A 16808-nucleotide genomic window follows, 5' to 3' on the forward strand; every position below is an offset into this window, starting at 1 on the left:
TTATGGGTGTTTCCCAGTTATTGGACCAATTCGAAGGGCGCTGGCAACTCAGTCGCCGCATCGAGCAAGAGCACGCGACGATGCGAGGCAGCGCGACGTTTTCCCGGGCGGAGAATGACGTCCTGCTCTATCACGAAGAGGGCTTGTTGACCCTGCATAACGGTCAAACTGTCCGGTGCACGCGCCGCTACAAGTTTCTCGCGCAGGGCGAGTCTCTGGTGATACGGTTCAATGATGGGCCGGACGATGGAAAGACCTTTGTCGAACTGGCTTTCAGTGGCGGTGCAACTGGGATATTGACTGCCGCGGACAAGCATTATTGCGGCAAAGATATCTATTCGGTGGTGTATCGATTGAATCTGCCGGATTCGTACGAGACGGATGTGCGTGTCTCTGGGCCGAATAAGGATTATCGGGCAGTGACCCGATATACCAGGGGCTGAACGAGACATAGGCCTACCGCTTTACCTGACACCAGATCAACATGGTTTAATGGCTCTACGTCGCCGCTTATCTCGTAAGAAACGACGCGTCTAGCGATAAAACTCGATGGAGATCATGCATGAATGGTGCTGAAAGTCTGGTCAGGACGTTGTTGGCTTCCGGTATAGACACTTGTTTCGCCAATCCCGGGACGAGTGAGATGCACTTTGTCGCGGCCCTGGACCAGGTTCCAGGCATGAAATGCGTGCTGGGTCTGCAGGAAAACGTCGTGACAGGGATGGCGGACGGCTATTTCCGCATCGCTCGCAAGCCAGCATGCACGCTGTTGCATTGCGGCCCTGGCCTGGCCAATGGTATGGGCAATCTGCATAACGCACGCCGTGCTCGTAGCGGCATCGTGAATATTGTCGGCGACCAGGCGACCTTTCATCGCCCCTTTGATGCGCCGCTGACGGCTGACACGGCCGGCATGGCGCAAACTGTGTCTCAATGGGTTCGCACGAGCGTGCAAAGCGAGCATCTCGGTCGCGATGCGGCAGAGGCGATTGCAGCGGCTCAAGTGTTCCCGGGGCAGATCGCCACATTGATTCTTCCGGCGGACGTGTCGTGGAATGCCGGTGGTGCGGTCGGCGCTCCGTTAAGCGTGCCTGCCACACCCGAGGTGGACGGCAATGCTGTTGAGAATGCTGCACGAACACTGCGTTCGTACGGCCCAGAGACGCTGATCCTGGTAGGAGGGCCTGCTGTATTGAGCGAGGCCCAGAGCCTGCTCTGGCGCGTGGCACAGGCTACGGGGGCGACGTTGATGGCAGACTTTGTCACTGCACACGTGGCGCGAGGCCGAGGGCGTTTACCGCTTGAGCGTACTCCTTATGTCATGGAGGCGGCTATGAAGGCGCTCGAGCGATTCAAGCACATTATTCTGGTGAACGCCAAGGCGCCGGTCGGCTTTTTTGGTTACCCTGGAATGCCGTCGACGCAGTACTCGCCTGATGCACACATTCAAGTGTTGACGCGGCCGGACCAGGATCCTGTGAGGGCCCTGCAGTCGTTGGTGTCTGTACTGAATGCGCCCGAGGTCGAAATCCCCGATCCAGGTCCGCGTCCAGAGGCGGCGACGGGATTGCCCACGCCCGAAGGCCTGGCACAGACGGTGGCGGCATTGATGCCTGATAACTCCATTGTGTCGGACGAAAGTGTTTCTTTCGGACGTGGGTTTTATAAATTTTCTCACGCAGCGCCTGCAAACGATTGGCTGCATCTGGCGGGCGGCGCCATTGGCGATGGCTTGCCGGTCGCGACCGGAGCGGCGATTGGCGCACAGAAACAGCGGCGCGTCATCAGTTTGCAGGCAGACGGCTCGGCGATGTATTCCCTGCAGTCGCTGTGGACACAGGCGCGCGAACAACTGCCGTGCACCACGATCATTTTGAACAACAGCAAATACAACATCCTGATCGGCGAATACAAGAACGTGGGAGCGACGCCCGGTGAGACAGCAATGAGCATGCTGGATCTGGGTAATCCCTCGCTGAATTGGGTTGGCCTCGCGAATGCGATGGGGGTCGAGGCAGCGCGGGCGAACACGCTGGAACAGTGTGGCGATCTGATGAAGAGCAGCTTCGGCAAGCAAACTCCTTTTCTGATTGAACTAATGGTGTAGCGGTCAATAGCCCGGTTCGAGGCCCGGGCATTTCCAATAGGCCTCAGATGGAGACGAGAAGCGATGAAACGACGTCAGCTGTATAAAGCCCTGGGCGCGATGGTCATTGGCAGTATGGTCTTTGCCGCACACGCGGATACGTATCCATCGAGGCCGATTACGTTGATTGTTCCTTATCCAGCCGGTGGCACGACTGATTTGGCGGCACGTACGATAGGCCAGGCCATGGGGCCTTTTCTAAAGCAATCCATTGTCATTGACAATCGCCCTGGCGCGACGGGAAACATCGGGATGGGAATGCTCAAACGTGCGGAGCCGGATGGCTACACCATCGCCATGGGGACCGTGAGTACGCAATCCATCAATCAGTTTTTGTTCAACGACATGCCCTATGATCCGGGCAAGGACTTTGTTCCTCTGGCGATGGTGTTCACGACACCGAATGTCATCGCGGTACGTAAAGACTCAAATTTGAAGACGTTGCAGGATATGGTTGCCCAGGCCAAGCAAAGCAAGGACAAGCCCGTTTCGTATGCATCGCCAGGGGTCGGGTCGTCGGTGCATTTGACCGGGGCCTATCTTGAACAAGCCGCGGGTATTGACATGCTGCATGTGCCCTTTAAAGGCGTGTCGGGGTCGATGCCGGCCCTGATCGGCGGGCAGGTCGACGTGTTGATGGACAACCTGCCTAGCACGATCAGTCAATTGAAAGACGGCTCTCGTATTCGCGCTCTGGCCGTTACCTCGGCAGAGCGCTTGCCGTCTTTGCCTGATGTGCCGACCGTTGCAGAATCTGGCTTCAAGGACTTTGATGTGACAGCGTGGTTTGCGTTGTACGCGCCAGCCGGTACCCCTGATGCTGTCCGGGCAAAGCTGATCGATGCTGCGACGCAGGCACTTGCTACGCCCGCGGTGAAAGCGCAGTTCGAGGCGTTGGGCGCGACGGCGGGTACGGTCAGCGGGGAGCAGCTCGCCGCATTCGAGCAGACAGAGCGCCAACGCTGGAGCCAGCTCATCAAAGAACGCAAGATCACGATCAACTGAAACCCCGTTGCAATGCCGGCGGGCGCCGGCAACGCAGACATCGCGTTGTCATCGTCAAGGGCGGCATTGTTGCGGGCAAGCGCGTAAGATGGCAACCGGTTCTCTTCCAATTGCTGCGTTGCCGTGATGGTCATGGCGGCGCGGCGTGCGTCGCTGATCATGCCTAGAGTATTCTTTCTGCTGCGTCTTGTTGCCATAGTGGCTGTGGCCCACGTCTACGTCGGGTTGCGGCTGATTCCCGATCTGCATCTGACGAGCGGCCAGCAGTGGGCTGCGTGGGGTGTCCTCGTCACGTCTTGCATCCTGATGCCTGTTTCCTTGGTCATTCGGCCGTTTGCGGCGCGTCCCTGGGCCGATTGGGTGGCTGGGATCGGGCTGGTGATGATGGGCCTGTTCTCGTCGACATTCGTGTGCACCCTGCTGCGGGACGCCGTATTGACGATCGTCTTTGTCATGGGAGACCTGACATCCGCAACCTTGCCGCTCACTCAGCTCAAGTTCATCAGCGCCGTGGCTGTCGTGGCCTTGGCGTTGGCCGCCACGCTGGTGGGTGCGTTCAATGCGAGGCGATTGGCGCGTGTGCGGCGAGTCGATGTGCCTATCGCCGGCCTGCCTTCGGCACTACAAGGGTTTGCTATCGCGCAGATCAGCGATATTCATGTCGGCCCCACGATCAAGCACGGTTATGTCGAGCATATTGTGCAGGCCGTCAATGCGCTGCAACCCGATTTGATCGCGGTGACTGGGGACGTCGTCGACGGGCCGGTGGTGCAATTGTCCGCACACACTCAGCCGCTGGGCCAATTGACGGCGCGTCACGGTACGTATCTGGTGACAGGCAATCACGAGTATTACTCGGGCGTGAATGCGTGGGTGGCTGAGTTTCGCCGTTTAGGGCTACACGTGTTGATGAATGAGCATGTGGTATTGCGGCATGCGGATGCGCAGCTCGTTGTTGCTGGTGTGACAGACTATAGCGCCGGCGCTTTCGATCCGGCGCAGGCCAGCGATCCGGTCAAAGCGCTGGCGGGGGCGCCTGCCGGCAGCGTCAGCGTGCTGCTGGCGCATCAGCCGCGCAGTGCGTCGGCGGCTGTGCAGGCGGGTTACGCCTTGCAGTTGTCGGGGCACACGCATGGCGGGCAGTTTTTCCCCTGGAATTTATTCGTGCGTTTTCAGCAGCCTTTCGTTGCCGGTTTGCATCGTGTCGAGGAAATGTGGGTTTATATCAGCCGTGGTACGGGCTATTGGGGGCCGCCCAAGCGGTTGGGGGCGCCCTCCGAGATTACTCTGCTGAGGTTGGTGGCTGCTTGAAGCAGATGATGTCTGGGCAGCCGTGTCATTTTAAGATTCACTTCATCTCCCGGCGTATAGTCGACGAATGCGTATCCTCCTGGCCGAAGACGATATTTCATTGGGCGAATCCATCGAGTCATGGCTGGCTCTCGATGGCTATGTGGTCGACCGTGTCACGCGCGGTGATTTGGCGCAAACCGCCTTGAGCACGCACGATTATCAATGCTTGCTGCTTGACCGTGGTCTGCCGGGCTTGACCGGCGATGCGCTGTTGCGCGCACTGCGGATACGTAGAGAGACCATTCCCGTCATCATGATTACTGCGCGCGATGCCGTGCGAGATCGCATCGAGGGACTGGACCTAGGGGCCGACGATTATCTGGTCAAACCCTTTGATCTGGAGGAGCTATCGGCCAGGATACGCGCGGCGATGCGTCGACACGATGGACGTCCGGATGGGGGACTGTCTCATGGTGCGTTGACGATGGATCTGGCTGCCAAACACGTCACGTTCCAGGGGCGGCCCGTCGAGTTGACCGCTCACGAGTTCGCCATCCTGCATGCGCTGCTGCGCCGTCCAGGCCATGTCGTCTCGCGGGCTCAACTTGAGGAGTCCCTGTATGGCTGGGGCGATGAAGTAGAAAGCAACACCATCGAGGTGCATATCTATAACCTGCGCCGCAAACTCTCGGCCGAGTCGATCAAGACAATCCGGCGCCAGGGTTATCGGTTGGCGGATTGATATGCGTTGGCGCCGTACCCATAAAGGCTCACCGGCCGATTCTCCTCGCGGTTATTCATTGCGCCGGCGGCTGATTTCGACCACACTGGGTTCGAGTATCGCGGTGGGTGTGATCAGTACGGTCATCGTGCTGGCTCTGGCCTGGAAAGAGGTCAGTGATACGTTTGACGATACGCTCGAAGAAGGCGCCCGGCTCGTGTTGGCGTTGGGCGAGGGGATATCAGCAGGAGGATTGCCTGCGCGCAGTCGCGATGACGATGCGCAACCTGCGCTGCGGCTTGATTATCAGATCATTTCGCGTGAGGGTGTCGTGATCCGCCGAGGTGAGGACGCGCCAAAACGTCCTTTTGTAGATCCGGGCAAGCGTGATGATCGTTTTTATGATGTCAAGGCGTCTGGAAAACGTTGGCGTGTTTATATACGCAAGCATGATTCCATGGGGGTTTCCGTTCAGATCGGTCAGGAATGGGAGGATCGTACCGATCTCATCGTCGATATGCTGGAATCATTGGCCTGGCCGTTGATCGGGTTGTGGCTCTTGTTGGGTCTGGTCAATTGGTGGTTGATCCGGCGCCTGGTTGCCCCGTTCGAGCGGATGGCCCGCGAAATGGAGACCAAATCCCCCTCGGATCTGTCAGCCTTGATGTATGACGGCAACGCACGGGAGGTGCGCACGGTGGTCGTTGCCTTGAACCGCCTGTTGTCGCGTCTGGCTCAAGCACTCGAGGGCGAGCGCCGGTTTACCGCCGATGCCGCGCATGAATTGCGTACGCCTTTGGCTGCACTGGCCTCGAGGATTCAGGTGATGCAACGCCGCCTATCTACCGAAGGGGCGCAATCTGTTGCGACAGATCTGCAACGGCTGCGAGACGATGTCGCCCGCAGCACCGCCTTGGTCGAGAACTTGCTGCAGCTCGCACGTCTGGACCCAGAGTCGGCTGACGCTCTGGTCTCGGATACGATCGATACCCGAGCGCTGCTGGACGAGGTGGCCAGAGCCTGTGCACCTCAGGCCGCTGCCAGAAATATCACGATGTCTGTCCACTGCGACGTCGCGACGCTTGCAGGAAATCGCGATGCGTTGTTAACGGCATTGCGCAATCTGGTGCACAACAGTATTAGCTACGGGCGAGTGGGCGGCAAGGTCGAGATCACTGCCGGGCGTGTCGGCGACACGATTACCCTGGCTGTCCGTGATGATGGCGATGGCGTTTCGGATGCTGACCGTCAACGGCTGACGCAACGCTTCTTTCGCGTGCTGGGTAGCGGGGTGCAGGGCAGCGGCTTGGGGTTATCGATTGTGGCCAGAGTGGCAGAGCTGCATCATGCCGATTTGCAATTCGGTCCTGGATTGGACGGCCGCGGATTAGGGGTAGTGTTGGCGTTTCCGCTGAAGTCCCCGCGCTGAGGGGGCAGATCTCCGCGCATTGAGCGCTGGCGAATGGGCCTTGACGTGTTGAGTGATGCGGCTCAGATTCGCTTAATCTTCGTTGTATCTAATAGTGCTGTGTTCAACAATGATCGCGCAATGCGCACTAGGAGCCATGCTATGACCCATTCTTTTCGTCTTATGACTCTGCCCCGTACTTTGCTGGCCAGCGCCGCTCTCGCCGGGGCGTTGGCGGCTGGTGGTGCTTCCGCTCAGGGCTACACCGGACCGAGCTCCGTGCCCGCTGACGCACAACGGGGCTATGCGGGGCCGTCTTCGGTTGCCGTGACGTCGGTCAAGACCCTGATCGAGACCGGGCGAGATGACCAAAAGGCCATATTGCGCGGCCGCATTGTGTCGCACGATGGCGGGGATCACTACACCTTCGACGACGGCACCGGGCGTATTCGCGTCGATATCGACGATCACGATTTTCCGGCTGGCGTGAAGATCGACGATAAAACGACGGTCGAACTCCATGGGGAACTCGATCTTGATCGCAAGGGGATTGAGTTCGATGTGGACGTGATTCGAGTGGTGCAATAGCAGATATCTGCACTGCCAAAAGCACACCGCCCGCCGATCAGCAATGATCGGCGGGCGGTGTTTTTCAGGCGTTAGCGATGGATGTTAGACGCCGACCACAGAGACCGCCTTGGTTACCAGATAGGCTTCGAGAGCCTCGGGGCCGCCTTCGGAACCATAGCCGGAGTCCTTGACGCCGCCAAAGGGCAGCTCGGCCGATGGCGAAGCGGCTTGGTTGATCCAGACCATGCCGACTTCGAGGCGGCGCGACAACTCGGTGACCGACTTGAACGAGCGCGTGTAGGCGTAAGCGGCCAGGCCATAGGGCAGGCGGTTGGCTTCGCGGATGGCTTCGTCCAGGGTCTCAAAGCTGCGGATCGCGGCGATGGGGCCGAACGGTTCTTCGTTAAAGACGTCGGCATCCAGCGGTACGTCGGCCAAAATCGTCGGGGCGAAGAAGTTGCCGGCAGTACCGACGCGCTCGCCGCCTGTGGCGACGCGTGCGCCTTTTTCGCGGGCATTGCTGACAATCTTGTCCATGGCAGCCAGGCGGCGATCATTGGCCAGGGGGCCCAGGGTCGTGCCTTCGGTCAAGCCATCACCCAATTTGAGCTTTTCGGCGTGGGCAATGAAAGCCTTTTCAAAGTCGGCCTTGACGGCGGAGTGCACCAGGAAGCGGGTCGGCGAGATGCAGACCTGGCCGGCGTTGCGGAACTTGGCGCCGCCAGAGGCCTTGACTGCCAACTCGACGTCGGCGTCTTCGGCCACGATCACCGGGGCGTGGCCGCCCAATTCCATGGTGACGCGCTTCATGTGCTGGCCCGCCAGCGCGGCCAATTGCTTGCCGACCGGGGTGGAGCCGGTGAAGGTCACTTTACGGATGATCGGGTGCGGAATCAGGTAGCTGGAAATCTCGGCCGGCGAGCCGAATACCAGGCCGATTACGCCCTTGGGGATGCCGGCGTCGACGAAGCAGTTCAACAGCGCGGCCGGCGAGGCAGGTGTTTCCTCGGGAGCTTTGACCAGGAACGAGCAACCCGATGCCAGCGCAGCGCCCAGCTTGCGTACGATCTGGTTGACCGGGAAGTTCCACGGCGTGAATGCAGCGACCGGGCCTACGGGCTCCTTGAGCACCATCTGCTGGGCAGCGGTATTACGGGCCGGGATGATACGGCCATAGACGCGCAAGGCCTCGTTGGCGAACCAATCGATGATTTCCGATCCTGCCAACACCTCGACACGGGCTTCGCCCAGCGGCTTGCCTTGTTCCTGGGTCAGCAGGCGGGCGATGTCGTCGGCACGCTCACGTACCAGCACAGCGGCGCGGCGCATGATGCTGCAGCGCTCATGGGCAGACATGTTGCGCCAGGTCTCGAATCCACGCTGCGTGGCGGCCAGAGCGTCGTCCAAGTCTTCGCGCGACGCGTTGGCGACTTGGCCGATCTTGGCGCCAGTCGCGGGGTTGACCACATCAATGCGCTTATTTCCTTTGGCTTCGCGCCATTCGTTGTCTATCAACAGGAGAGTGTCGGGATAACTGCTCATGAATGCTCCAAAGGGAATGTTGTGATCGACTTGACCGGTATTCGGACCCCGAGAAAGACCATGAGGACTTATCGGGAAATGACTGCCGGAGAAAACGACGGCCGTCTCGCGGCCATGTGAATATACGAGTTAACTACTGCTAGCGTTCTATGTCAAAAACCCAGCCGGAAATTGTATAAGGAGAAAGGCCGGAAAACGGCCGGTTTGCCGATTGTTTGTTCCGTTACAAATCCGTGCGAAATGGCTGACCGCAGATATCGGGCCAGGGCGTACTGCCTGTTGAACGCGTCAAGCCGCCTTGGCCTGCTGTCGCAATTCGCTGATATCGCGTTTGGGCGGTGCCCCGAACAGCCGGCTGTATTCCCTGCTGAACTGAGAAGGGCTTTCGTAGCCGACTTTGAATGCCGCACTGGCTGCGTCCAGGTGCTCGTTCAGCATCAGGCGTTTCGCCTCGTTTAATCGAAGCCATTTTTGGTATTGCAAAGGGCTCATCGAGGTGAGTTGACGGAAGTGATGGTGAAACGTTGCGCTGCTCATTTGCGCACGCGCGGCCAGTTCGTCCACGCGCAGTAATTGCGCATAGTTATGTTTCAGCCATTCGATCGCCTTGGCGATCCGGTGGCCCTGGCTGTCTACAGAGGCGATCTGACGCAGCCTGGCCGTCTGGTCGCTTTTCAACAGTCGGTAGTGAATTTCTCGTTGTATCAACGGCGCGAGGACCGGGATGGAATCAGGCTCGTCCAGCAATTTCACCAGGCGGCAGAAGGCGTCCAGGATCTTGGGAGTGACGTCGCCGATGCCTGCGCCGGCGCCGACCGCGCGATCTCGCGAGGGTGGCAGGTTGCCTTGAGCGATCAGCTCGGCCAGGATGCGCAGGTCGAGTTTCATTGCCAGGCCAACACAAGGGGTGGCGGGGCTGGCGGCCAATACCTCTGATGTCGCTGGCAGATCCAATGAGGTAATCAGAATACGCGAGCAATCATAGGGATAGGCCTTTCCGCCGATCCACATCTGCTTTGCACCCTGTGTCACCAAAACGATGCTGGGTTCGACCACGCAGACGCACGGGGGAGCGGGATTGTCGCGTCGAAAGAGGCCAAGATTGTCAATGGCGGTTTTGTGGTCGCCCTCGTGAGAGGCGCGCGCGCAGATCATATGCGTCATGGCTTGTTGCGGTGACACTGGCTGCGCTAAGGTGCGAGATGTGGATGCCATATCGGTTGGGATTCTCCTGCAGCAACTTTACCGCGTACGGCATACATCTTGCCACGTGTAATGCTCGCTTCTCGGAGAATCAGGCAAGAAATCCAGCGAAATGCGCTATCGATCCGCTGGTGATACCTGGAAAATGCTCATCTAACCCGATGCATAAAGGAATCAACATGCTCGTTCACGCCTATGGTGCCCACGCGGCCGACAAACCTCTCGAATTTCTGCAGATCACCCGCCGGACACCGGGGACACACGATGTGCAGATTGATATTGCTTTCTGCGGCGTCTGCCATTCCGATCTGCACCAGGTGCGCGCGGAATGGGAAGGCACGCAGTTTCCTTGTGTGCCGGGTCACGAAATCGTAGGACGTGTGTCGGCGGTCGGTGCACATGTATCGGATTTCAAGATCGGCGATCTGGTCGGTGTCGGCTGTATCGTGGACAGCTGCAAGCACTGCGCCGATTGCGAAGCGGGTTTTGAGAACTATTGCGACGGCATGGTTGGCACCTATAACGCGCCGACCAAGGACGAGCCCGGCTGGACGTTGGGCGGGTATTCGCAAAAAATTGTGGTGCATGAGCGATTCGCCTTGCGCATCCGGCATGCCGAGGATCAGTTGGCGGCGGTGGCGCCCTTGCTGTGCGCCGGTATTACGACGTATTCCCCGCTGCGTCATTGGGAAGCAGGTCCAGGCAAGAAAGTCGGCGTCGTCGGGATTGGCGGGCTCGGGCATATGGGTATCAAACTAGCCCATGCTATGGGCGCGCATGTGGTGGCGTTCACGACGTCGGACTCCAAACGCGAAGCCGCAAAAGCGTTGGGGGCTGACGAGGTTGTCGTATCCCGCAATCCCGGAGAAATGGCCGCCCATGCCCAGAGCTTTGACTTCATCTTGAATACGGTGGCCGCTCCACACGATCTGGATGCATTCCTGGCGCTGCTAAAGCGTGATGGCACGATGACGCTGGTAGGCGCGCCCGCTACGCCGCATCCGTCGCCCAATGTATTCAACCTGATTACGAAGCGCCGCTCGATTGCCGGCTCGATGATCGGTGGCATTCCCGAAACGCAAGAGATGCTGGACTTCTGCGCCGAGCATGGAATTGTGGCGGATATCGAGTTGATTCGTGCCGACGAAATCAACGAAGCCTATGAGCGCATGCTCAAGGGCGATGTGAAGTATCGCTTTGTGATTGATACGGCGACGTTGGCGGCTTAAGTCGCGTTACTGATCCGGCATTACCTATTCGATATGACCGCGGCTGCCGGTGGCTACCGGCAGCCGGGCCTGCGTCATCGTCGGTGTACTTTCCTCCAAATACAGGGTTGGAGAAGCATGCAGCTTCAAATCAATGGCAAGACCCATGATGTCAATACTGACGCCGATACACCGTTGCTATGGGTGATTCGCGATGAACTCGGGTTGACGGGCACAAAGTATGGCTGTGGGCTCGCTCAGTGTGGCGCCTGTTCCGTCTTGGTGGACGGCGTTGCGATGCGTTCCTGTGTGACACCTGTCGAGGGCGTGGCAGACAGACAGATCACGACGATCGAGGCTATCGAAGACGACGAGATTGGTAAACGCGTGGTCGCAGCCTGGGTAAAGCATCAGGTGCCGCAATGCGGCTACTGCCAATCCGGTCAGGTGATGGCGGTCACGGCGCTGTTGAAGCAGACGGCCAACCCCACGGACGAGCAAATTGCGGCGGCGATGGTCAATCTTTGCCGTTGTGGCACGTACAACGCCATTAATGAGGCGGTGCATGATCTGGCGGGTAACCCGATGGCGCCAAGCGCGGCCGTGGTTGTCAAAGGGAGTGCATCATGACGATCGTGGCGGAGAAAAACTTCAATGGCGATGCGTTTCCTACACGGGAACCCACGAACATTTCTCGCCGTCGTTTTTTGCTGGCTTCGGCCGGCGCTACGGCGGGGGCACTCGTCATCGGGTTCGGCCTGCCAGTGCGTCCGGCTCGCGCCCAAGGTGCGCCTGCGGCTGTGCCGGGTACACAGGTGCCTGCGTTTCTGGAGATCCGGCCGGATAGCACGGTTCGTCTGCTGAGCCCGTTCATAGAAGGGGGGCAGGGAACGTTCACGGCGATGGCTCAGATTGTCGGCGAGGAACTCGATGCCGATCCCGCAGGCTTCCTGGTTGACAGCGCGCCGCCGGGGAAAGAATTTGTGGTGATGGCCAACGGCATGCGGATTACGGGCGGCAGCATGTCCGTCCGTTTCGGCTATCCCGCGATGCGTCGTCTAGGCGCGTTGGCGCGTGCGATGTTGCTGCAGGCGGGCGCGCAACGATTCGGGGTGCCGGTTGCTGATTTGACGACGGAGCCGGGGCGCGTCGTCCACCGCGCATCGGGCCGGTCATTGAGCTATGGGGAGCTCGCGGCGCAGGCTTTGGATCTGCCTGTCCCTGATCCCGATAGTGTGAAGCTGAAGGATCCCAGCCAGTTTCGCTGGATTGGCCAGCCCGTTCCTCGTGTGGACGCCTTCGATAAGTCGACAGGCAAGGTGATCTACGCTATTGATGTCCGTGTGGACGGCATGTTGCACGCAGCCGTGCAGCATGCCCCGCGGTTGGGGATGACCATCGGCGCCGTTCGCAACGAGGATCAGGTCAAGGCCATGAAAGGTGTGCATTCGGTGCATCATCTGCCCGGTGCCGTCGCTGTCGTGGCTGAGCGCTGGTGGCATGCCAAGCGTGCCGCCGAAGCGCTGCAGGTCGATTGGCTGGAGCCGGCGGCGGATTCGCCGTTGCGTATCATGCCGGCCGATTTTTCGACCGAGGCTTTTCGCGAGCGGCTGGCTAACGAGCCCGGGCAGGGCGACGAGGCCGAAAAGGAAGGTGATGCCGAGGCTGCGCTCAAGAGCGCACATACCGTTGTGAATGCGACCTATGCCAGTCAATATGTGAATCACGCACAGCTGGAGCCGCCGTCCGCGTTGGCTCGCTTTAACGACGATGGGTCGTTGGAGGTGTGGCTGCCGAATCAGGCACCGGACATGTTCCGCGCCGATATTGCCAAACGCGCCGGATTGGATCCCGAGAAAGTGGTTCTTCATTCGCCGATGCTGGGCGGGTTTTTTGGACGTCACTTCTTGTATGACTCGGCGAATCCCTATCCTCAGGCCATTCAATTGGCCAAGGCGACCGGACGGCCGATCAAATTGATCTGGAGCCGGGAAGAGGAATTCCTGCGCGATGTCTTGCGGCCTATGGCCGTGGCTCGCTTCCGCGGTGGGCTTGATGAAAGCGGCGTACCCGTTGCGCTCGACGTGGTGTCCGCGACCGAAGGCCCGACTGAGGGGATCAGTAATAAGCAGGGCGACAAAATCGATCCGACTGCTATCGAGGGATTGGCAGGGAAGGCCTATGCCATCCCCCACAGGAGGATTGCCCAGCTCTATGTGAAGACGCCCGCGATGCTCGGCTATTGGCGCTCGGTCGGCAACTCGATGAATGACTTTCTCTACGAGTCGTTCTTGGATGAGCTGGCTGACAAGGGTGGTCAGGATCCCTACGAATTGCGCATGCGGTTATTGAAAGGGAATGAGCGGCTCAGCAATCTCTTGCGTGCAGTAGGCGAGATGTCGGGTGGGTGGAAGCGAGGCCCATTTACTGCGGAGGACGGCACGCGCCGCGCGCGCGGCGTGGCGATGGCGTCGCCATTTGGATCTCATGCTGCTGTGATTGCCGAGGTGTCGATCGAGCGCGGCCAGGTCAAGGTGCACGATATCTGGGAGGCCATTGACCCAGGCAGTATCGTCAATCCCGCGATTGTGAAAGCACAGGTCCAGGGCGCAGTTGCGCTGGGGCTTTCTCAGGTTTTACTTGAGGAAACCGTTTACGAGAACGGCATCCCCGCGGCTCGCAACTATGACCTATATCCCATCCTGCCACCTGATCGTATGGCGCGTGTTCACGTGCGCGTGATCGAGAGCGGGGCGACGATGGGAGGGATAGGCGAGCCGCCGTTGCCGGCTGTGCCGCCTGCCGTCGCGAATGCTGTGTCTCACCTCACGGGCCAGCGCATTCGTACCATGCCGCTGTCGCGCTATCGCTTTGACGTGTAGCACCCGCCGTATCCTCGACATTGCGAAACCTATATGACAAGCAGTCTAAAGAAACGTGTCGCCATCTCGCTGTCGGCATGCCTGATCGCAGCAGCGGGTGTGCTTTGGTTCGTAACCCGCACACCCTCATCACCTTTTGACGGTGCGGCAAACCCATCGTCTGACTCCGCGCGATTGATTCAACATGGGGAGTACGTGGCGCGGCTCAGCGATTGTGTGGCATGTCACAGTACGCCCAGCAGCAAGCCATTTGCAGGGGGGCTGGAAATGGCCACCCCGATGGGCTCTATTTTTGCGACGAACATTACGCCCGACAAGGAAACCGGCATAGGCTCCTATAGTCTGGCGGATTTCGACAGGGCGTTGCGGCATGGTGTCGCGCCGGACGGCCGCCGGTTGTATCCGGCGATGCCTTACCCTTCCTATGCCAAGCTCAGTGACGACGATGTGCAGGCACTGTATGCCTATTTCATGCACGGAGTGCATCCCGTTGAACAAGAAAACAAACCCAGCGATATTCCTTGGCCCTTGAACATGCGTTGGCCTCTGGCGCTATGGAATGGGTTCTTCACGGAGTCAGGCGCCTATCAGGCAAAAGATTCCGAGGGCATGCTGTGGAATCGTGGCGCCTATATCGTGCAAGGCGCGGGCCATTGCGGCAGCTGCCATACGGCACGGGGATTCGCGATGAACGAAAAAGCGCTCGACGAGGGCAGCCCACATTATCTGGCCGGCGCGTTGCTGGATGGCTGGTACGCGCCTAGCTTGCGGTCGGATCCGAATACGGGAATTGGCCGCTGGACCGAGGATGACATCGTCCAGTTTCTGAAGACTGGACGCAATCAGCATGCGGTCGTGTTCGGTTCGATGGCCGAAGCCTTTAATAATTCGACGCAGTTCATGACAGATGACGACCTGAAAGCGGTGGCGCACTATCTGAAGTCGTTGCCTGGCGATCCTGAGCGTGACGGCGAACCGTGGCGGTACGATGCCGGCAGCAATGCGGCATTGGCGCTCGATCAGCGGCTGAAAGTGCCAGGCGCACAGACTTTCATGGCTAAGTGCAGCTCCTGCCATGGTGTGGACGGCCGCGGCCAGGGACAGTGGATACCTCCGTTGGCTGGGTCGTCGTCGTCCATGGCAAAAGAGAACGCGTCCTCGATCAATGTGACGTTGAACGGGTCGGCACGAGTCGTGGCAAACGGCGTGCCGGACGCTTATCGCATGCCGCCGTTCCGTGGGCAACTCTCCGATCAGGAGATCGCAGACGTCTTGAGTTTTATCCGTACGTCCTGGGGCAACCGTGGTGGTGCGGTGAAGCCCGAGGAAGTGAAACACCTGCGTGATCGCACGGACCCCGCGAGCAGCAACGTCATCGTTTTGCAGATGCGCTGATCAGAGAGCGAATGGCGTAACGCTAGCCTCGGCCCGATAGGTGTGACTTCAACGCCTCTCGAGCCCGTTGGCTGCTGATGGCGTCTACGCGATCAGCCAACACCTGGACCAACTGCTGCAATTGATCCGCTGTCAGACCCACGTTCGTGCTGATGCGGATGTGAGCCTGCAGTTGCGGTTCGACGCCGGACATGGCCGAGAGCATTGCGACCGTGGCCAGTTCGCGGTCTCTCCAATCCAAGTTGTCGCGTTCGAAGATGTCGCCAAATAAATGCGTCTTGAGGTATTCATCGACGGCGGGGGCGAAATCAAATAGTGCGCCTTTGACCGGTGCGCCCGACAATTTGGTTTGATTGGCGGTGCCAGCCTCCAGCAAGGCCTTGCCCGTTGGAATTGCTTGGCTGGGCTCCTGGCCTACCTCGTCCGTCAGGCCGCGTTGCTTGCGCGCTTGCAGCACTTTCATCAGCTCGCTCAGTGCATTGAGGCTGCGCGGAAAGCCGGCGTAGGCATAGAGCTGAGAGAGGATTTCCTTGTTGTCGTTGACAGTCAGGCCGGCATCCAGTCCCTGGTTTAACGCGTCGTTCAGTTTAGACAGGTCACCGGCGGCGGCGAATGCCGCTATGGGGACGATCGCCTGCTGACGAGCAGTCAGCGTTTGGGAAACACCAGATTCGTGAGTGGTACGAGTCATTGGCTTGGCCTGAGTCGTCGTGGTTACGATCTCGCTTGCAGCTGCGCTTTGAAGGGCCATCGCTAATACGCTGGCTACGACGGCGGCGCTGCGTGGTTTAGCGGGCGTTGTATTGTTCATCAGTGACTTTCTCCATCCAGTCTACGTTTTTGCCGTCTACGGTGCCGGTCACGGCCAAGTGGGTCATGGCGGTGTTGGGGGCGGCGCCATGCCAGTGTTTGACGCCTGGGGGACACCAGATCACGTCGCCAGGGCGAATGATTTGAACCGGCTTGCCCCATTCCTGGGTGAGTCCCACGCCGGATACCACGACGAGCTGTTGTCCAGCAGGATGGGTATGCCATGCCGATCGGGAGCCGGGCTCAAAAGTGACGAGCCCGCCTGAGGCGTTGAGGGTCTCGCGAGCGGGCCAGACTGGGTCAATGCGTGCCGGTCCCGTAAAGAAGGTTTCCGGCCCCGCAACAGACGCTTGATCGCCGGTACGCGTGATCTGCTGGGCGTTGCCGGGGGAGGCGGCCTCGGCAGCGCCGATCATCGCGGTTTGCAGATGGAAGGCGCAGCAGGCGAATTTTAGAAATGAGGATGCCATGATGTGTTCCTGTAGGCTGGCGGTCACTGGTGAGCGGCAAGATCTGAATAGCCCGTCCGCCGGCCAGGGCCGTTGCGAGAATTTGCCGTGCGCATTGTGCGGCGCAGCGGCCTGCAGGTAACTTTATGGGCTGACTCATTAGATGAGAAGACGGT

At 59.4% G+C, this 16808-nt stretch carries 15 protein-coding genes; 11 read left to right on the plus strand and 4 right to left on the minus strand.

What is annotated here, in order from left to right; genetic code table 11:
• The first annotated feature begins 2 nt into the window (after positions 1–2).
• The 7 genes from ACNA0J_RS06675 (at position 3) to ACNA0J_RS06705 (ending at position 7161) form a co-directional block, all read left to right on the plus strand.
• Positions 3–443, plus strand: a complete 441-nt coding sequence (locus ACNA0J_RS06675; RefSeq protein WP_415817658.1) for a DUF6314 family protein — start codon at positions 3–5, stop codon at positions 441–443.
• A gap of 119 nt (positions 444–562) precedes the next feature.
• Positions 563–2107 carry an acetolactate synthase large subunit gene (locus ACNA0J_RS06680; RefSeq protein WP_415817660.1) on the plus strand — a complete coding sequence of 515 codons (1545 nt, stop codon included), beginning with the start codon at positions 563–565 and terminating at the stop codon, positions 2105–2107.
• A gap of 63 nt (positions 2108–2170) precedes the next feature.
• Entirely contained in the window at positions 2171–3151 is a 981-nt protein-coding gene (locus ACNA0J_RS06685; protein ID WP_415817662.1) for a Bug family tripartite tricarboxylate transporter substrate binding protein, read from the plus strand.
• 159 nt (positions 3152–3310) lie between these two features.
• On the plus strand, positions 3311–4462 hold the full coding sequence (locus ACNA0J_RS06690) for a metallophosphoesterase (RefSeq protein ID WP_415817664.1): 1152 nt from the start codon (positions 3311–3313) through the stop codon (positions 4460–4462).
• Positions 4463–4529: 67 nt separating this feature from the next.
• The gene (locus ACNA0J_RS06695) at positions 4530–5186 is read left to right on the plus strand and encodes a response regulator (protein ID WP_415817666.1); all 657 of its coding nucleotides are present in this window, start codon (positions 4530–4532) and stop codon (positions 5184–5186) included.
• Between the two features lies 1 nt (position 5187).
• Complete coding sequence (locus ACNA0J_RS06700; RefSeq protein WP_415817668.1) at positions 5188–6594, plus strand: sensor histidine kinase; 1407 nt, start codon at positions 5188–5190, stop codon at positions 6592–6594.
• A 141-nt stretch (positions 6595–6735) separates the two neighbouring features.
• Complete coding sequence (locus tag ACNA0J_RS06705) at positions 6736–7161, plus strand: YgiW/YdeI family stress tolerance OB fold protein (protein ID WP_415817670.1); 426 nt, start codon at positions 6736–6738, stop codon at positions 7159–7161.
• Between the two features lie 84 nt (positions 7162–7245).
• Here the strand turns inward: ACNA0J_RS06705 and ACNA0J_RS06710 are convergent, their stop codons facing one another.
• Complete coding sequence (locus ACNA0J_RS06710; RefSeq protein WP_415817672.1) at positions 7246–8685, minus strand: NAD-dependent succinate-semialdehyde dehydrogenase; 1440 nt, start codon at positions 8683–8685, stop codon at positions 7246–7248.
• A 288-nt stretch (positions 8686–8973) separates the two neighbouring features.
• A complete protein-coding gene (locus ACNA0J_RS06715) occupies positions 8974–9900 on the minus strand; it encodes an AraC family transcriptional regulator (RefSeq protein ID WP_415817675.1) in 927 nt (308 codons plus the stop codon).
• A 167-nt stretch (positions 9901–10067) separates the two neighbouring features.
• Between ACNA0J_RS06715 and ACNA0J_RS06720 the strand changes: the two genes are divergently transcribed.
• The 4 genes from ACNA0J_RS06720 (at position 10068) to ACNA0J_RS06735 (ending at position 15373) form a co-directional block, all read left to right on the plus strand.
• The gene (locus ACNA0J_RS06720; protein ID WP_415817677.1) at positions 10068–11117 is read left to right on the plus strand and encodes an NAD(P)-dependent alcohol dehydrogenase; all 1050 of its coding nucleotides are present in this window, start codon (positions 10068–10070) and stop codon (positions 11115–11117) included.
• Positions 11118–11234: 117 nt separating this feature from the next.
• Positions 11235–11726 carry a (2Fe-2S)-binding protein gene (locus ACNA0J_RS06725; protein ID WP_415817679.1) on the plus strand — a complete coding sequence of 164 codons (492 nt, stop codon included), beginning with the start codon at positions 11235–11237 and terminating at the stop codon, positions 11724–11726.
• A complete protein-coding gene (locus tag ACNA0J_RS06730; RefSeq protein WP_415817681.1) occupies positions 11723–13978 on the plus strand; it encodes a xanthine dehydrogenase family protein molybdopterin-binding subunit in 2256 nt (751 codons plus the stop codon). The genes ACNA0J_RS06725 and ACNA0J_RS06730 overlap by 4 nt, the downstream gene beginning before the upstream one ends.
• Positions 13979–14011: 33 nt before the next feature.
• The gene (locus ACNA0J_RS06735) at positions 14012–15373 is read left to right on the plus strand and encodes a c-type cytochrome (RefSeq protein WP_415817683.1); all 1362 of its coding nucleotides are present in this window, start codon (positions 14012–14014) and stop codon (positions 15371–15373) included.
• 22 nt (positions 15374–15395) lie between these two features.
• Here ACNA0J_RS06735 and ACNA0J_RS06740 read toward each other — a convergent pair whose 3' ends face one another.
• Together ACNA0J_RS06740 and ACNA0J_RS06745 are read right to left on the minus strand one after the other, a co-directional pair.
• Positions 15396–16064 carry a carboxymuconolactone decarboxylase family protein gene (locus ACNA0J_RS06740; RefSeq protein WP_415817685.1) on the minus strand — a complete coding sequence of 223 codons (669 nt, stop codon included), beginning with the start codon at positions 16062–16064 and terminating at the stop codon, positions 15396–15398.
• 97 nt (positions 16065–16161) lie between these two features.
• The gene (locus ACNA0J_RS06745) at positions 16162–16653 is read right to left on the minus strand and encodes a (R)-mandelonitrile lyase (RefSeq protein WP_415817687.1); all 492 of its coding nucleotides are present in this window, start codon (positions 16651–16653) and stop codon (positions 16162–16164) included.
• Between the last annotated feature and the right edge of the window lie 155 nt (positions 16654–16808).

This window comes from Bordetella tumbae, from assembly GCF_965139195.1.
Taxonomy (GTDB): Bacteria; Pseudomonadota; Gammaproteobacteria; order Burkholderiales; family Burkholderiaceae_B; genus Bordetella_A; species Bordetella_A tumbae.